General features: G+C 63.6%; 4 protein-coding genes. All 4 read right to left on the bottom strand.

The annotated features are described in order from the left end of the window. Window positions 1–40: 40 nt before the first annotated feature. Genes RG2_RS11150 through RG2_RS11135 form a run of 4 tightly spaced genes read right to left on the bottom strand, consistent with a single transcriptional unit; the run spans window position 41 to window position 15655 of the window. Window positions 41–883 carry a siderophore-interacting protein gene (locus RG2_RS11150; RefSeq protein WP_033234871.1) on the bottom strand — a complete coding sequence of 281 codons (843 nt, stop codon included), beginning with the start codon at window positions 881–883 and terminating at the stop codon, window positions 41–43. Next, on the bottom strand, window positions 880–2193 hold the full coding sequence (gene entS, locus RG2_RS11145; RefSeq protein ID WP_033234872.1) for an enterobactin transporter EntS: 1314 nt from the start codon (window positions 2191–2193) through the stop codon (window positions 880–882). Before entS ends, RG2_RS11150 begins: the two co-directional genes overlap by 4 nt. Then, window positions 2190–3203, bottom strand: coding sequence for a Fe2+-enterobactin ABC transporter substrate-binding protein (locus RG2_RS11140; RefSeq protein WP_033235010.1), 1014 nt, complete (start codon window positions 3201–3203; stop codon window positions 2190–2192). The genes entS and RG2_RS11140 overlap by 4 nt, the downstream gene beginning before the upstream one ends. Then, window positions 3203–15655 carry a non-ribosomal peptide synthetase gene (locus RG2_RS11135; RefSeq protein ID WP_033234873.1) on the bottom strand — a complete coding sequence of 4151 codons (12453 nt, stop codon included), beginning with the start codon at window positions 15653–15655 and terminating at the stop codon, window positions 3203–3205. The genes RG2_RS11140 and RG2_RS11135 overlap by 1 nt, the downstream gene beginning before the upstream one ends. Window positions 15656–15799 lie beyond the last annotated feature (144 nt).

Here is a 15799-nt window from a genome sequence, read left to right as displayed (position 1 = left end):
AAACCCGAGAAAGGCGTCCCCGCGGGGACGCCTTTCTGGTTCAGTCTTCGTCGTCCTCGTCGAAATCTGCGACGCCACGCTTCCAGTAACCCGTTATCAGGTAGTCGCCTTTGTCCAACTTCAAGTTGTCGCGAACGAACCTGCGAAGCGGCTTGAGGCTCGTGGCTTCCCCGGAGATCCAGGCGTAGATACGCTCATCTTCAGCAACGGTGACAGTTCGCACTGCCTGCTCGAGCAGATCGGAATGTCCGGCCGGAACGTCACCGCGGTGCAGCCACCGGACCTCGACACCCTCCGGGACCGTCAACTCGATTTCCTGTGAAGCGTCGGTAATTTCGATGAACGCCCACCCGGATGCAGCTTCCGGCAGCATCTCGAGCCACCGGGCGATCGCGGGCAGCGCCGTGATGTCGCCGGCGAGGAGGTACCTGTCGTACGTCCACGGCACGATGACGCCACCGGGCGGACCTGCCACATGGATCCGGGTACCCGGCGTCACGGCCTGGGCCCAATCGGAGGCGAAGCCACCTTCGTGCAGGGCGAAGTCGATGTCCAATTCCGCCAGATCCGGGTCGTACCGACGGACGGTGTATTCACGCGAGATCGGAAGCGGTCTAGGCCATTTCAGCATTGTCCCATCACGCTCGGGCAGGCGAAGTGTTCCGTCCTCATTCGGGTAGACCAGCCGCACATGTTCATCCGGAGCGTGCGACTCGAACCCTTCGAGTTCGGGTCCACCCAACGTCAACCGCAACAACCCTGATCCGACCATGGTGCTACGAACAACTTCGAGTTCACGAATGCCGATGGGGTACGGCACTTTTGCGCCGCTGGTTCCCGCCAGCACGTCGGCAATGGTCGCGAGATGGTCTCCTCGATTCATGAACTACCTTCCTTTTCCCGCGCAGCAGTGGCCACGGGCACCGCATTTTCCGGGTGAGAGTCTGGGCGATCGAGCACGATTACCTCTGAAGTTACCCGCCGCACCGAACCCAGTGTTGCGAGGAGTATCAGTCCCAACGTCAGGCCTGCAATACCCAGGGCCAGCAGTGCAGTTCCCGGTTCGAGCCACTGGCCGAGGAATCCCGCTGCCATGGACCCGATCGCCGTACCTGTGACGGCCTGCACCATCCACAGACTCGACACGCGTCCACGCAATTCGTCCGGCGTGTTCTGTTGCAGGACGGCGAATCGCAAGATGTCGTTGAGGGCTCGTCCGAGTCCGAATCCGGCAAGGCCGAGGAAGGCGAGGAATACAGCCCCCGAGGCCCCGAGAATCACCAAACCGAGCGGCATGAGCGCGACCGATATCAACATAGCCGCGCCGTTGCGGTGAACGCGCCCAGTCCATCCGCTGGTCAGCGAACCGATCACCGCGCCCACTGCCGGTGCCGCGTACAGCAGACCCAGCATCGTTGGGCCACCGCCGAGTACGTCGTCGACAAAGGCCGGAAGCAGGACCATCGGACCACTGACAAACATGACCAGTAATCCGCTGATCAGGATTCCGCGGATCACGGTGTGGGTACCCGCGAACTTCACTCCCGTCACGAGAGCGCGGACGGGGCTTTCGTGGTCGGTGCCGGGCGCCGGCGCCGGTCCGACAGCTTGGAAGAGAGTAACCGTGGCCGCCGTGGCCGCGGCGGCCACGAAGTACGTCACAGGAATACCGCCGGAGGCGATGATCACTCCGGCAATCGCCGGCGAGATCATCGTCCCGACATCGGTGGTCAACGCCACCAGCGCGCCGGCTGCCGCCATCTTCTCGCGGGGCAGCAGCGCCGGCATCAAAGCCATCAGGGCCGAGCTACTGACGCCGCCGGCCAAGCCGTCGATCGCCGCTGCGACATAGATGACCCACATGGACGGATGCGGAAGCAGAGCGTTGCACCCGAGGATCACAAATCCGAGACCCGCAGCGCTGCGGGCAAGTTGGATAGTGCGTCGCCGATCGTATCGATCCGCGAGCACCCCACCGAACAGGCTGCCGACGAACATGGCGACGGCCATCGCCGTGGACACTCCGGCAACCTGCAAGGTCGACTTGGTGAGCTGGTACGTCTGCGCGGGAACGGCTACGACAAGTAGTCCGATCCCGAGCAGCGAGATCATTCGCGCGGAGAACGCGTACCGGAAGGGACGGCTGGTCCGCAATGGTGATACATCGATGACCAGCCCACCGAGTCGGGTCATGCGAAGGTCTGACCGATCAGGTCGAGGGTCGCCATTGCGCCGTCGTAGTCAGGACGGTAGCTGGTGGCGGGAAGCTCGAACGTCGTTCCGGCCTTGAAGGAAGGAAGCTGCGAGTACAGCGGATCGGTGGCAAGTTCTGCCATCGGGCGTCCGGATACCGGAATGACAAATGCGACAGGGGCGTCGGCAACCTGCGAGAGCATTTCCGGGCTGACCTCGAACGAGTCACCCGAGCCGAAGAGCTGCGGGTTTCCGGCCTTGGTCATGACGTCGTCGGCCTTGAATCCGAGTTCTGCAAGCATTGCGGGCAGAGCGGCAGTCGGCGGCACGAGGTACGGCTTGTTGTTCGCGAGCGAGAGGATGTAGACGACGTTGCCCTCGGGAACGGTGATCTTGCCCTTTACCTCTTTGACCTTGGCGTCGTATGCATCCATCAGAGCCGGAACCTGGTCGGAGCGTCCGGCGGCGTCGGCGACGATCTCGAGCTGCTTGTCCCATGCGGCAACGGTGCGCGGCACGAGGACGGTCGGCGCAATTGCTGTGAGCTGGTCGTAGAGCTCCTCAGCCTGCACCGAGGTGACACCCTGTCCACCACCGATGATCAGGTCGGGCGCAGCTGCGGCGACGGCTTCGATGTTGAGCTGCTCACCGGCGGGCAGTTCCTTGGTGCCCTGGGCCTTTGCATCCGCTGCCCACGCCGGCGGGAAGCCGCCGTCGAGGTTCGTCACACCCAAAACGCGTGTGTCGGTTGCGACTACGGGTGCGTCGAGTGCATAGAGGTAACCGGCGAGGCCACCGCTGAGCACCACGATCCGTTCTGCCGACGCCGGTACGGTGACAGAACCCTTCTCGGTTTCGATCACACGCGTCGTAGGTTCGTCTGCCTTTGCAGGCTCGTCCGAGGACGCGCTGCTGCAACCGATCATCGCAACGAGTGCAACGATCAACAGACCCGCAATCGCGACGAATCGTCGCCAACTTCGAATCGCGAGGGGCGGTGTGGACTTCATCATTCAACTCCCATTGTGTTTCCAACTGTGTGGTTTGTGGGCTGCGACAGATGACTGTCGAGCAGTGGCGCAATTGCCGCCCAACCGGCTGGGGTCACCAATCCGGCGTGGTCGAACGGTAGGTGGTGGACTGAAAGTTCCTGGTCCCCCCGGATTGTGCGCCAGCGATCAGCCAGCACTTCCCCGGACACACCCGTGTCAGCGGTGATCAGAGTAACCGACCCGGCGTAATTCGGGTCCACCGATCCCGACGCCAGTGAACGAGTGGCATCAAATCCGGTTCGCACCAACTCGACCAGGGCGGGTGCCTGCGCAAGGAGTTCCGGCGGGAGTGCCGCTGCCAAGTCCTGTTCAATGCTGCGGTCTTCCCGGTTCTCAGCGGACCTGGTTCCGAGCGGGTGGGTGTCGATCAGGCCGGTGAATCCTACCGTGTGTCCCGCCTCCGCCAACTGCGCAGCCATCGCGTGAACGACGTTGCCACCGAACGAATATCCGAGGAGGTGATAGGGACCGTCCGGTTGCACGCCGCGAATCGTCTCGACATACATCGATGCAAGTTGATCCACGTTCGTAGCTTCGAGAGTGTCGCCCGCGAGCGTCGGCAACTGCAGGCCCAACACCGGACGATCAGCCTCGAGCACCCCGGTCAGCGGTGCGAAAGGCCACACGAATCCGCCCGCAGGGTGAACACAGAACAACGGTTCGGCGGCGCCTTCGGCCCGCAGCGACACCAGGTGATCACGGCTGAGGTCCACGTCAAGGGGGCTTGCGATATGAGCAGCAAGCTCGGCAACGCTCGGGCGAGCCATCAACGTTCCCACGCCCACTCCGACGCCGAGTTCGTGTTCTACTTCACCCACTAATCGCATGGCACGCAACGAGTCTCCACCGAGGTCGAAGAAGCTCTCTTCCGGATCGACGGTGTCGACACCGAGAACATGCGCGAAGACCTGGCACAGTTGCTTTTCGGTTTCGGTGCGAGGCGCGCGTGCCGCTGCCCGGGTCGGCGGTGCGGGCAAGGCCGCTCGATCCAGCTTTCCGTTGGGTGTCAGCGGAATCGAAGCGACGGTGACGATATCCGACGGAACCAGGTGCGCCGGTACACGTTCCCGCATGACCGCCCTGAGGTCTCCCGGTGCACAACCCGTTTCGGGAATCACGTAGCCGATCAGCCGTGGCGCCGAACCGTTGTCACGCCGAACGGTCGCCGCGGCGCGAAGCACTCCGGGGCACGCTGCCAGTGCAGATTCCACTTCTCCCAGCTCGATCCGGATTCCTCGGATCTTCACCTGATGGTCTGCGCGTCCGAGGTATTCGAGTTCGCCGTCGCGCCGTCGACGCACCACGTCACCGGTCCGGTACATGCGCCCGCCGACGCTGAAAGGGTCGGCGACAAATACCGACGACGTCAGAGCGGTCCGATCGAGGTAGCCCATCGCTGTTCCGTCACCGGACATGTACAACTCCCCCGCCGCCCCTAGCGGGACTTCGCGCAGGCCTGAATCAAGCACCCGCGCCGACGCATTGAGGATCGGCCGCCCCAAGCACGGGGTGTCACTTGCCCGAACTGGCGAGCCCATCGCATTGATCGTGAACTCGGTGGGGCCGTACAGGTCGTAGCCGTCGACGCCGTCCTGATCACGCAACCGCGACCACAATTCCGCGGGAACCGCTTCGCCGCCGAGCATGACCAGCGCCGGAGTGTGATCACCGTCGAGAAGTCCGGCCGCCATCAATTCCCGTGCATACGAGGGCGTCACGTTCACCACATCGATGCCGACGGACTGGTAGTGCTTGACCAACGACACCGGATCCAGCCGTGCCTGCTCGTCGATCACATGAACCTCATGACCGGCGAGGAGCCAGAACAGTTCTTCCCACGACATGTCGAAGGAGAAGGACACCGTGTGCGCGATGCGCAATCGTCGCCCGGCAGCGCTGTTTTCGGCCGGCGTGAAGATTTCGGCCTTGTGGTTGTGGTACATCGTGGTCAGGCCGCGGTGGCCCACCACGACGCCCTTTGGTTTGCCCGTGCTGCCCGACGTGTAGATCACGTAGGCAGGCTGATCCGCCGATGTCGGACCGCCTACCGCTGCATCGGCAACAGTGGGTGTCTCGGCGCGGCCGTCAAGAATGTCAACGATGTTCGGCAGGTCGATGACAATGCTTGTCCGACCCTCGGCAGCGACGAGATCGTGTTGATCGGCGGTGGTGATCACCACGGCCGCATTGCTGTCTTCGATCAACTCCCGCAGCCTGGCGGCGGGATGCGCCAGATCCAACGGAAGGTAGGCAGCTCCGGCTCGCATGACGGCAAAGATCGCCACCACGTGATCCGCTGTCCGCGGAAGTGCAAGCGCAACAACGCCGGACGGCCCAGCGCCGGACGACGCAAGTATTCGCGCCAACCGATCAACTCGCGTATTCATCTGCGCAGCGCTCAACGTGACATCGCCGAATACGAGTGCGGTGTCGTCCGGTGTCGCCAACGCGCGTTCTCGCAGCAACGCGTCGACGCTGCCGCCAGGCTCTCCGGGAAGGGGCATAGTGACGTGCTGCGACACGAACTCGGTGGGCGTCTGGGCGCGCGGAACCGCCGTGTCGGCCACTGTCGCCGCCTCGGAACGCGCCATCAGTTCGAGGATGGCTTCGGTACGAGCCAGAACGTCGTGCGCCACATCGCCCGGAACCAGATCCGGCCGGTTCTCGAGAACAAGCGCCATCGACGCGTCACCCCCACCGGGATCAACATCGAGTGTGAGCGCGTAGTGGGTGCCGTCCACCGCGTCGAATCCGACGATTCCACTGCGCCCGAACGTGTCCTGGCGTGCCTGTTCGTCGCGAGGGGTATTACGGAAAACGTAGAGCGTGTCGAACAGTGCGGCAAATCCGGCCGCGCGCTGAACGTCGCCGAGACCCACATGGTGATGTTCGAGGAGTGAACCCTGCTCGCGGAACAACCGTCCGAGGAGGTCGGAGATCCGCTCCCCGGGGCGAACATTCATGCGCACCGGAATGGTGTTGAGCGCCAGACCCACCATGCGGTCCGCGCCGTCCACCTCAGGCGTACGCCCGGACACCGTAGAACCGAAGACCACGTCGTCACGACCGGTCACTGCTCGCAGAGCCAGTCCCCAGGCCGCGGAGACAACCGTAGACAGGGTCACACCGGTCCTGCGCGCAAGGTCCCGTACGTCACTACTGATGCTCTGTTCCAACACAACTCGCGTGAACACCGGAAGAGGCGCACTACCGCCGGAACCGGTGCCGCCGACAAGCGTCGGCTGTTCGAGGTCTGCCAGATAGTTCTTCCACGACGAAAGAGCCTCCGGGCGATCTGCCTCGGCGATCCAGCGCAGGTGATCACGGAAATCCGCCGGAGTTTCCAACGCCGAGTCGAGGTGGACCGGATCTGTGCCGTTCGAACGAGCATATTCGTACAGCGCAAACAGTTCCGCGTACATCAGCGTCTGCGACCAACCGTCGGTCAGCAAGTGATGCTGGGTGAAAACGAGATGCGCGCCGCCGCCCGGCAACCACGCCAGAACCATTCGGATCAGCGGTGGAGCGCTCAGATCGAAGACGGTGGCGAACTCTTCTTCGTCGAGTGCCTGTACTGCACCCTCGATCTCGCCGACCGGAGTAGTGCTCAGGTCAACTTCCCGGAAAGGCATGCAGGCTGCCAGCGGAACAAACTGAACCGGAGCGTCGAACCCGGCGTGAGTGAAGCCGGCACGCAGGTTCGGGTAGCGGCGCAGAAGTGCATCACCCGCCGCGCGCAGCGCAGAAATGTCCACATCGGCCTCCGCCGAGAACGTGAATTTCGGCTGCATGTGGTAGACGTCAGTGCCGCCGGCACCGTCGAGTACCGATTGGAAGTACATGCCTTCCTGCAACGGACCGAGAGGCAACACATCCCGCCAACCCGGACTGAGAATGTCGAGACGTATCCGCCGATCGGAGTCGACGGTCACCAAGGGGTGCCGCAACCGATCCGGCGCCGTTTCGGGAAGCGCCTTGCGGTCGACTTTTCCGTTGAGCGTCAACGGAAGCGCATCCAGCACCGTCAGTGTCTGCGGCACCATGTGTTCGGGAAGCAGCAGCGCAACTTCCTTGCGAACCAAAGCCGAATCGAGGCCGGTACCGATTTGAGCCACCACGTATCCGTGCAGACTTCCGATGCCTGCCGCATCTACTCGGACGGTGGCTGCCGCTCGAGATACACCACTCACACCGCAGAGCGCGCCCTCGACCTCACCGAGTTCGATACGGAACCCGCGGACCTTCACCTGATCGTCCGCACGTCGCAAGAAATGCAACACACCGTTCCTGCGTCGAACCAGATCACCCGTGCGGTACAGGCGGGCGCCCGGCACGCTCGGATCCGCCACAAACCTGGTGACCGTCAGATCGGGTCGGTTCAAGTATCCGCGTACCACCTGCGAACCGCCCAGGTACAGCTCGCCTGCAACACCTTCCGGAACGTTCCGCAGATCGTCGTCGAGTACCCGTGCGTGGACGTCGGTCCATGGTCGCCCGATCGTGACCCGATCATCGCGATCGAGTACCGCCGATGTCGCCCACACTGTCGCTTCCGTGGGTCCGTACACGTTGCGCACCGAGGGGCAGAATGTCACCAGATCATCGGCCAGGTCTTGCGGAAGTGCTTCTCCACCCACCAACGCTCGAACCTGGAGAAGGCGATGCGCATTCTCGTGTTCCGTGACAACTCGCCACAGCGACGGAGTTGCCTGCATGACGGTGGCACGGCTTTGCGTGATCAACTCGAGCAGGGCATCCGGATCACGGACCGTCCCCCGATCGGCGAGCACAACGGTGGCACCGGCAGCCAGCGGACACAACAATTCCAGCGCGGCGATATCGAACGACACCGTCGTCACCGCAACAATGCGATCGCCTGGCCTGATCCACTGATCGCCGATCACAGTCTCGGCGAACGCCGCGAGATTGGCAGTGCTGACCATCACTCCCTTGGGTCGACCCGTCGAACCCGAGGTGTGGATGACGTAGGCAAGGTGCTCACCGGCCGGTCGCGGTTCTGCAAGAACAACATCGGAACTCGTCCGTGCTGTGTCCACGAGCACCACCGCGGACACAGTCGAGGGAAGTTGCCCTGCCACATCGGAACTCGTCAGAACACAAACAGGTGCCGCGTCCTCGATCATGAATTCGAGCCGCTCGGCCGGATAATCGACATCGAGTGGCAGGTACACCGCGCCGACGCGCAGAACAGCCAGCAGTGCTGCGACCAGATCCACGGATCGGTCGAGGGCAACGGCAACAACCTGCTCCGGCCCGGCACCGGCGGCAACAAGTTCGCGCGCCAATTCGTCCACCCGGCGCGATAATTGGAGGTAGGTGAGCGTCGACTCGCCGGAGACCAGCGCGATGACGTCGGGTGCTGCGACGACATTCCGCTCGAACAGGATCGATATTCCCGCTGGAGCGTCAACTCGCCGCGGTGGGTCGTTATGCGGACGAGCCACCGTCGGCAGCAATTCGGGAACGGGAAGGTCCCCGTGCCGGGCGCCGCGCTCGAGTACCGAGATCACGGTGTCGAGGAGGGCGTCCGCGGTGGATCCGTCGTACACCTCGGCATTGACGGTCAGGTGAATCTCGGAACCAGCGCGCACAAACTCGAGATCGACGACTGCGTCGGCACGCCCCACGCGAGCGGCACACAGACTTGCCCGAGAACGATCCAGTAGGTTCGCGAGTCGATCGAGACTCACGTCGGAATGCAAACCGGCGCCGGACATGGCGTTCTCGACCCGGTCCACGACCTGGGTAAAGGTCGGTCGGCCGCTCAGATCGACCCGGATGATCGACTCCGCTTCGGCGTCGACCAATCCGACCGCTATGTCGCGGCCGGCACCGAAGGTACTCAGCGCGGCGGCAACTGCAGCGAGCAGCATCGAATCCCGGTCGACGGTTTCGCCCAGCTGCCGAATGTACGTGTGGGCACGGTACGCCGGGGACGGAGTTCGATCGTAGGGAAGATCCACGTCGAACGGCAGACCGCCGAGCACCTGAACCCAGTACTTTTCGTCGTCAGGATTTCCCGGCTCGGCGCCGCCGCGCGGCGCCTCGCTCTGATCCCCGACAACGTCCACGGGCGCTGCCACGGTCGAGTCCAGCTCGAGCGCAACGAACTTCGTGTCGTCAATCCGTGCGACGCCGGCCAGCCCCAACGGGGTCGGCGTATCGAACACATCCGAAACCGATACGCGTAAGCCCAGCTTGCGCAGGCTTCCCACCAAACGCATAGCGGTCAGCGAATGACCGCCGAGGGCAAAGAAGTTATCAGCCGGGTTCACTACGGGAAGATCCAACACCGTTGCAGCGCAACGGCACAGTGCGTCCACGACGACAGGATCCACGGCACCAGGCGCTGCCACATCCGACTTGATCGGCGCCGGGGAAGGTCTGCGCATCGAAACGCGCTTCACGACGTCGAGGAGGTCCCCCGCGGGCAACGACGGCGAATGAACAACACCGCCCAGAATCTCACCCAATCGCGTCACCACCCGCGCAGCGGTGTCTGCGGGAATGGCAACAGGATCGTGGTAGAGCACAAGATCGAGGCCCAGGCTCGGCGGTGCCATCAGCGTCATCGGGTAGTGCGTGACACCACGGTTCGTGAAGCTACTGACGCGCAGCTCGTGCGAGCTGGGCTGGCCAGCTCCGGAATTCGGGAAATTCTCGAAAACGAGAAGTGTGTCGAACATTTGCCCGATTCCCGCGATTCGCTCGATCTCCGCCAGGCTGGCGTGCTCGACCTCCTGCATATCGAATTGTGCGTTCTGCAAACCGGCAAACTGCTCGAGAAGAGGCACGTCGGCAGCGATGTCGAACCGCGCTGGAATCGTGTTGCTGAACAATCCGACCATAGCTTCCACACCGGAAAGATCGGCGGGACGACCGGAGACTGTCGCTCCGAAAACAACGTCCCACTGCCCCGTCAGCTCGGCAAGGACTGCAGCCCAGGCCCCTTGGACCAGTGTGTTGACAGTCAAACCGCGGGTGCGTCCGAGTTCGATCAGCGCCGAGGCGTCCGTGTCCGACAGCGGTACCGGAACCTGCACCGGCACGCCTCGTTCCGACTGTCCGTCAGCAACGAGCGTCGGAGTGGTCAGCCCACGCAGACGCTTGCTCCACGCTGCCCGTTGCGCATCCTCGTCGCGGTCGGCGATCCATGCCAGGTAGTCGCCGTACGGAGTCGGCGTCGGCAGACCGGCGTCACCGTCGTGGTAAACGTTCATCAATTCACGCAGGACGATGGGCGTGGACCAGCCGTCGGTGAGCAGGTGATGCGCATTGAGGATCAGCCGATGGACATCACCGGGTAGACGAATCAGTAGGGCGCGCAGCAGCGGCGGCAGTCCGACGTCGAAGATGTGCTCGGCAGCCTCGTCCTCCAGGCGCTGCGCCGAACGCAGTGCTGCCGCCTTCGGTACCGCCGTCAGATCGACCGATCGCCAGGCGACCTTGGCCGAACGCGGAATTGCCTGCACCGGCCGATCGAACTGTTCGTAGTGGAACGCTGCGCGCAGGTTCGGATGCCGGTCGATGACCGTCTCGAATGCGTCGGCCAGCCGCGCGTCGTCCAGCGGTCCGGTGAGATCAAAACGAGCAGTGAGAGTGTAGACGTCCGCAACGCCATCTCGAACGGCGTGGAACAGCAACCCTTCCTGCAACGGGGACAACGGAAGAAGATCGGCGAGCGGGCCGTGAACCGACTCCAGTTCATTGATGCCGTCCTGATCGACCCAATGAGCCGAGCAGTCGGAGGGGGTCAACCCGCCGGCACACAGCGCTGCATGCGCGGTGAGCGCCGCTAGAGCTTGGTCCCAATGTCCGTGCAGTTCATCGACGATCGCGGCGTCCAACACCCGGCCCGCTGCCGTCCACTCGACAGCCAATTGGGGGTCACCGTCTTCGCGAACAAACGCATTGAGCGCCAACACTTCCGACATCGCCTTGGATGCCGGTTCGATCACGGAGAATGCGTCATGCTCGGGTAGCCTCCACCCGGTTCCCGGCAACGACGGGAAGCGTCCCAGATAGTTGAGCAGAAGTTCAGGCTCAACGACGTCGGAGAATTCCGGTTCCGCAACAGGATCGAGGTAGCGAAGTACCCCGTAGCCGACGCCCCCGCCCGGAACAGCGCGCTTCGCCTCCTTGACGCTACGCAGCAGATCTCCGGCCGCCGCGCCACCGCTCAGAGCGTCGGTCAGTGCGTCGCGGCTCGAAATCGCGTCGGTGGGCACCGATACCGGGAACTCGCTGGTGAACCAGCCGACCGTTCCGGCGAAGTCGGTGTCTTCGGTCAGCGGATCACGGCCGTGTCCTTCGACGGTCACCGTCTGCGTGTGACCCAATTCGTGCCCACGACTGTTCTGCCACGAACGCAACGCCAACATCAACGCTGCCAGCAATACCTCGTCTACCCGCGCTCGGTACGCCGCAGGAAGCGTGGTCAGAACCGCTTCGGTCACTGCTGCCGACGCTACGGTTGTGGTGCGGGCCGCGGTACTCACGGTGTCCGTCGTGGGGTCGAGTCGACGAGCGCCGATCGGAGCAGCGCCTCCACCGCCGATTGCCGTGATGCCGGCGGCGGTCTTCCAGTAGTCGAGTTCGGATCGCAGTGTGCCCGAGACCCCGAACTCCGCGAGCACGCCCGCGTGCCGACGCCACGAACTACCTGAGACGCCGAGCGTGGCGGATCGACGTTCGCGCGCAGCATCAGTTGCCTCGTGCAGATCGGGAAGCAGAATCCGCCAGGAAACGCCGTCGACGATCAAGTGGTGCGCAATGACGATCAACTGATCCGGTTGATCGGTTGGGGTTCGCAGCAACACGACGCGCAGGAGATTGCCTGCACGCGGATCGAGTTGCGCCGCAGCTGCTTCGGCGGTGCGCTGGATCAGTTCAGTGTCAGCACTTCCCGCGATCTCACTCACGAGCCCCTCTGCGCGCACGGCACCCGAGTCACGAACGATCAATTCGGTGGCGGCGCCGCAAGTTCCCCGTCGCAGTAGAAGTCGCAGTGCATCGTGGCGATCGAGGATCGTCTGGACCCCTGATCGGATGTCGTCGAACGCGACCATCTCGTCGATACGCACAGCGGTCCACTGTGCGTAACCGGCAATGGACTCGTCGGTGGGGTTCTTGTCGGTCAATGCGCGCACGATCGGTGGTGCGATCACTGAGCCGGTCGCTACGTCGACTACAGCAGCGGCGCGGTTGTCATCGTCGGCGACCTCGCGGGCCGCCGCTGCGATGGTCCCCAAATCGCGCTGCGCCAAAAGCTCTTTCGGAGCAATGAGCACTCCGCGCACACGTAGCCGACTACTGACGCTGATGGCGGTGATGCTGTCACCACCGAGACCGAAGAAGTCCTCGTCGACACCAACTCGGTCCCGTCCCAGAACCTCCGCCACCACAGCACAGAGGATCTGCTCGCGGGGTGTGGATGCGGCACGACCTTCTGATTCCAGAACCGGAGCAGGTAGCGCCGCGCGATCAAGTTTTCCGTTGACAGTCACGGGAAGTTCGGTCAAGACAACAACAACCGAAGGCACCAGGTGATCCGGCACTCGCGTCGCAAGATCACGGCGCAGTTCGCCCTGCGGCGGCAAAGTAGCACCGGCCACAGCCACGACGTAACCCACCAAACTGGGGCGTCCACCGTCGGTGCGAATGACGGCTGCGGCCGCGCCGACGCCGGGCACGGCACCCAGAATCGCTTCGACCTCACTGAGTTCGATGCGATGACCACGGATCTTGACCTGCTTGTCGCCGCGGCCGATGAATTCGTATCCGCGGCCCGGCACCCAGCGAGCCAGGTCGCCGGCCCGGTACATGCGGTCACCGGGAGCCCCGAAGGGGTCGGCAACAAATCGTTCAGCGGTCGCGGCTTCCCGCCCGAGATATCCCCTGGCCAACTGAGGACCAGCCAGATAGAGCTCTCCACGCTCGCCGTCGGCAACCGGCTTCAACGCGCTGTCGAGGAGATACGCGCGAGTTCCCGCGAGCGGGTAGCCAATTCGGGGTTCGGCGCCGTGGACGGAAGTCGCAATCGCGTCGACGGTTGCTTCCGTGGGTCCGTACAGGTTCTGGGCCGGCACGTTCGCAGCGATGATCGCATCCCACAGCGCAGGCGGCGCGGCCTCACCGCCGACAACCAACAACGCAAGTGGGTGTGCGCCCGCCAACAATCCACTGTCGACCAGTGCCGTAGCCATCGAGGGGGTGGTGTCGACGACATCGATCCGATCGCGCGCGAACGCGGAAACCAGTGCGTCGGCGTCCTTCTGAAGCACTTCGTCGTACACATGCACTCGATGTCCACACAGCAGCCACAGCAGCTGGTCGAGGGATGCGTCGAAGGCAAACGAGGCCGTATGAGCGGTGTGCAGTTGCCGCCCGCCCACTCGGTTCGCAGCGTCACGGTAGATCGTCGCACTGTGGTGGTGTAGCAAATGCGCGAGTCCGCCGCTTCGCACCAGAACGCCTTTGGGTGTCCCCGTCGATCCGGATGTGTAGATGACATAGGCGAGGTGGTCCGCGTGACGCGGAGCAGCCAGTTCACTCGCAGAGATAGGTAGATCGGAGTAACCCGTGAGTTCCTCGCGCAGCGTTTCGGACTCCACGACTACTGGATCCGGCCGGGAATCCCCCGAAAGTTGCTCCGCCAGTGCACCAGTGGTCAGCACAACCTTGGGCTTCGCGTCGTCGACCAGAGCCCGCAGGCGCTCTACCGGATGCTCCGGATCCAATGCCACGTACGCGGCCCCGGCTTGGAGCGTCGCGAGGAGTGCAACAACCATGTCGGCTGTGCGCGGTAATGCGATCCCGACTATGTCGTCAGGTCCGACGCTGCGGGCTCGCAACGCGCGCGCCAGTCGGTAGACGCGAGCGCCCAGCTCGCCGCCGGTCAGAGAATCGTCGCCGCACACCAGGACCGCGGCCTCTAACTGTTGGGCGACAACACGATCGAACACATCTGCAACGTGCTCGATCCGGCCGGCGCTCGGCGCGCTCTCACGGTCGACCAGAATCCGGTCGGCCTCGGCGACGGAGAGTACGTCCACCTGCCCGACAGCCGGATCGTCCTCCCCGACCATCGCGTCGATGATGCTGACAAATCCCGCGAGGCGTCGCTGCACCGATTCACGAGTGTTGGTGCGGGCGTCCACCTCGAACCCGAGGAGCACCTCACCGTCGGCAATGGGTGTAACAGTCAAGCCGAGGTCTTCCGGCGGACCGCCTGCAACGTTGCGCAGCACGCCCACAGCACCTGCGAAGTCCAATGCGAAGTCGAATGCCTTGAGATTGATGCCGATTCCGTGAAGCAACGCACCGCTGCCGGCCACCGCGAGATCGCGGGCCAGGTTCTCTCCGCGGTAACGCTGATGAGCACGCATGCTCTTCATCGACGCCGCGACCTGCTTGCTGAGGTCGCCGAGCCGGTCACCGCTGCGGACCGTCAGGCGCAGTGGAAGCACATTGACAGCCATCGCGGGAGTCCGGAGCGCCGTGCGACCGACCCGAGCCATCAGCGGCATCGCGATGACAACGTCCGACTCACCCAGCAGGCGATGCAAGAATGCTCCGTAGCAGGCAATAAGACCTTCGGCCCAGGTCGTACCCGTTGTGGCCGCCACTGCCTTGAGCTTGGTCAGGGTGTCGGCCGACATCACACTGCGGACCGCAACGGTTCGCTCGGCGGGACCGGCAACCTGCCTGCCTCGACCGTCCAACGGCGGCAACGGGGTAAGGGCGTCACGCCAGTAGTCGCGGTCTTCGGCAAACTGCTCACCGCCGCGGTACTCCTCGTCCTCGGCAATCAGCTGCTCGATCGAGCCGAATCGTGTTGGTGCTACGTCACTTCCACGCGCGAGCGCGGTGTAATGGTCGGCCACGCGGCGCGAGATCATTGCCGCGCTGTATCCGTCGACGATCAGGTGGTGATAGAGCTGGATGCACCAGACTTCGCGATCGGTGAGCCTGATCAGCGAGTACGTGTACAGCGGGCGTTCCACCATCGCCCGGCAGTACTCCGACGCCCGGCCTCGTTCGGCGTCGACGAGGGCGTGCGCAACCGCAACCGGGTCACGCTCCGCCCGCAGGTCGACTATCGGGATGTCACCGACGGGAGCGTCGGAAACGATCTGTCGAGGTCCGTCAGGCGTCTCGATCATGTGCAGCCGCATGGTCTCGGCCTCGCCGATCGTCGCCCGGATGGCATCTGCCAGAAGTGCGGTATCGATCGCGTCGTCGCCGACAATCTCGAGCACCTCGCCGACGAGATAACTCCGCGATTCCGGATCAAGTCTCTGCGCGTTCCAGATTCCGAGCTGAGCTCCTGTCAGTGCAAGCAAATTCTCGCTTGCCTCAATGGAGTTCGAACCTGGAAAAACGCTCACACTGATCCTTTCGCCGCGGACGTGCCACGCAAGGGTGGCCTAACCTCATTTTGGGCAGCCTAAACTAAATATGCGGCAAAGTGGAAGACTCACTCAGGGCAATTTTCGCAACCGCCGCCAAGTCGACGCTTTCCGACAATTACC

Source organism: Rhodococcus globerulus NBRC 14531, from assembly GCF_001894805.1.
GTDB classification, from domain to species: Bacteria; Actinomycetota; Actinomycetes; order Mycobacteriales; family Mycobacteriaceae; genus Rhodococcus_F; species Rhodococcus_F globerula.
The sequence above is the reverse complement of the archived record's forward strand: the minus strand, read 5'-3'. Positions and strand labels throughout refer to the sequence as shown.

Excerpts from the sequence above, each read along its gene's own strand:
- RG2_RS11150 (WP_033234871.1), bottom strand. The coding sequence starts at position 883 with ATGAATCGAGGAGACCATCTCGCGACCATTGCCGACGTGCTGGCGGGA.
- entS (WP_033234872.1), bottom strand. The coding sequence starts at position 2,193 with ATGACCCGACTCGGTGGGCTGGTCATCGATGTATCACCATTGCGGACC.
- RG2_RS11140 (WP_033235010.1), bottom strand. The coding sequence starts at position 3,203 with ATGAAGTCCACACCGCCCCTCGCGATTCGAAGTTGGCGACGATTCGTC.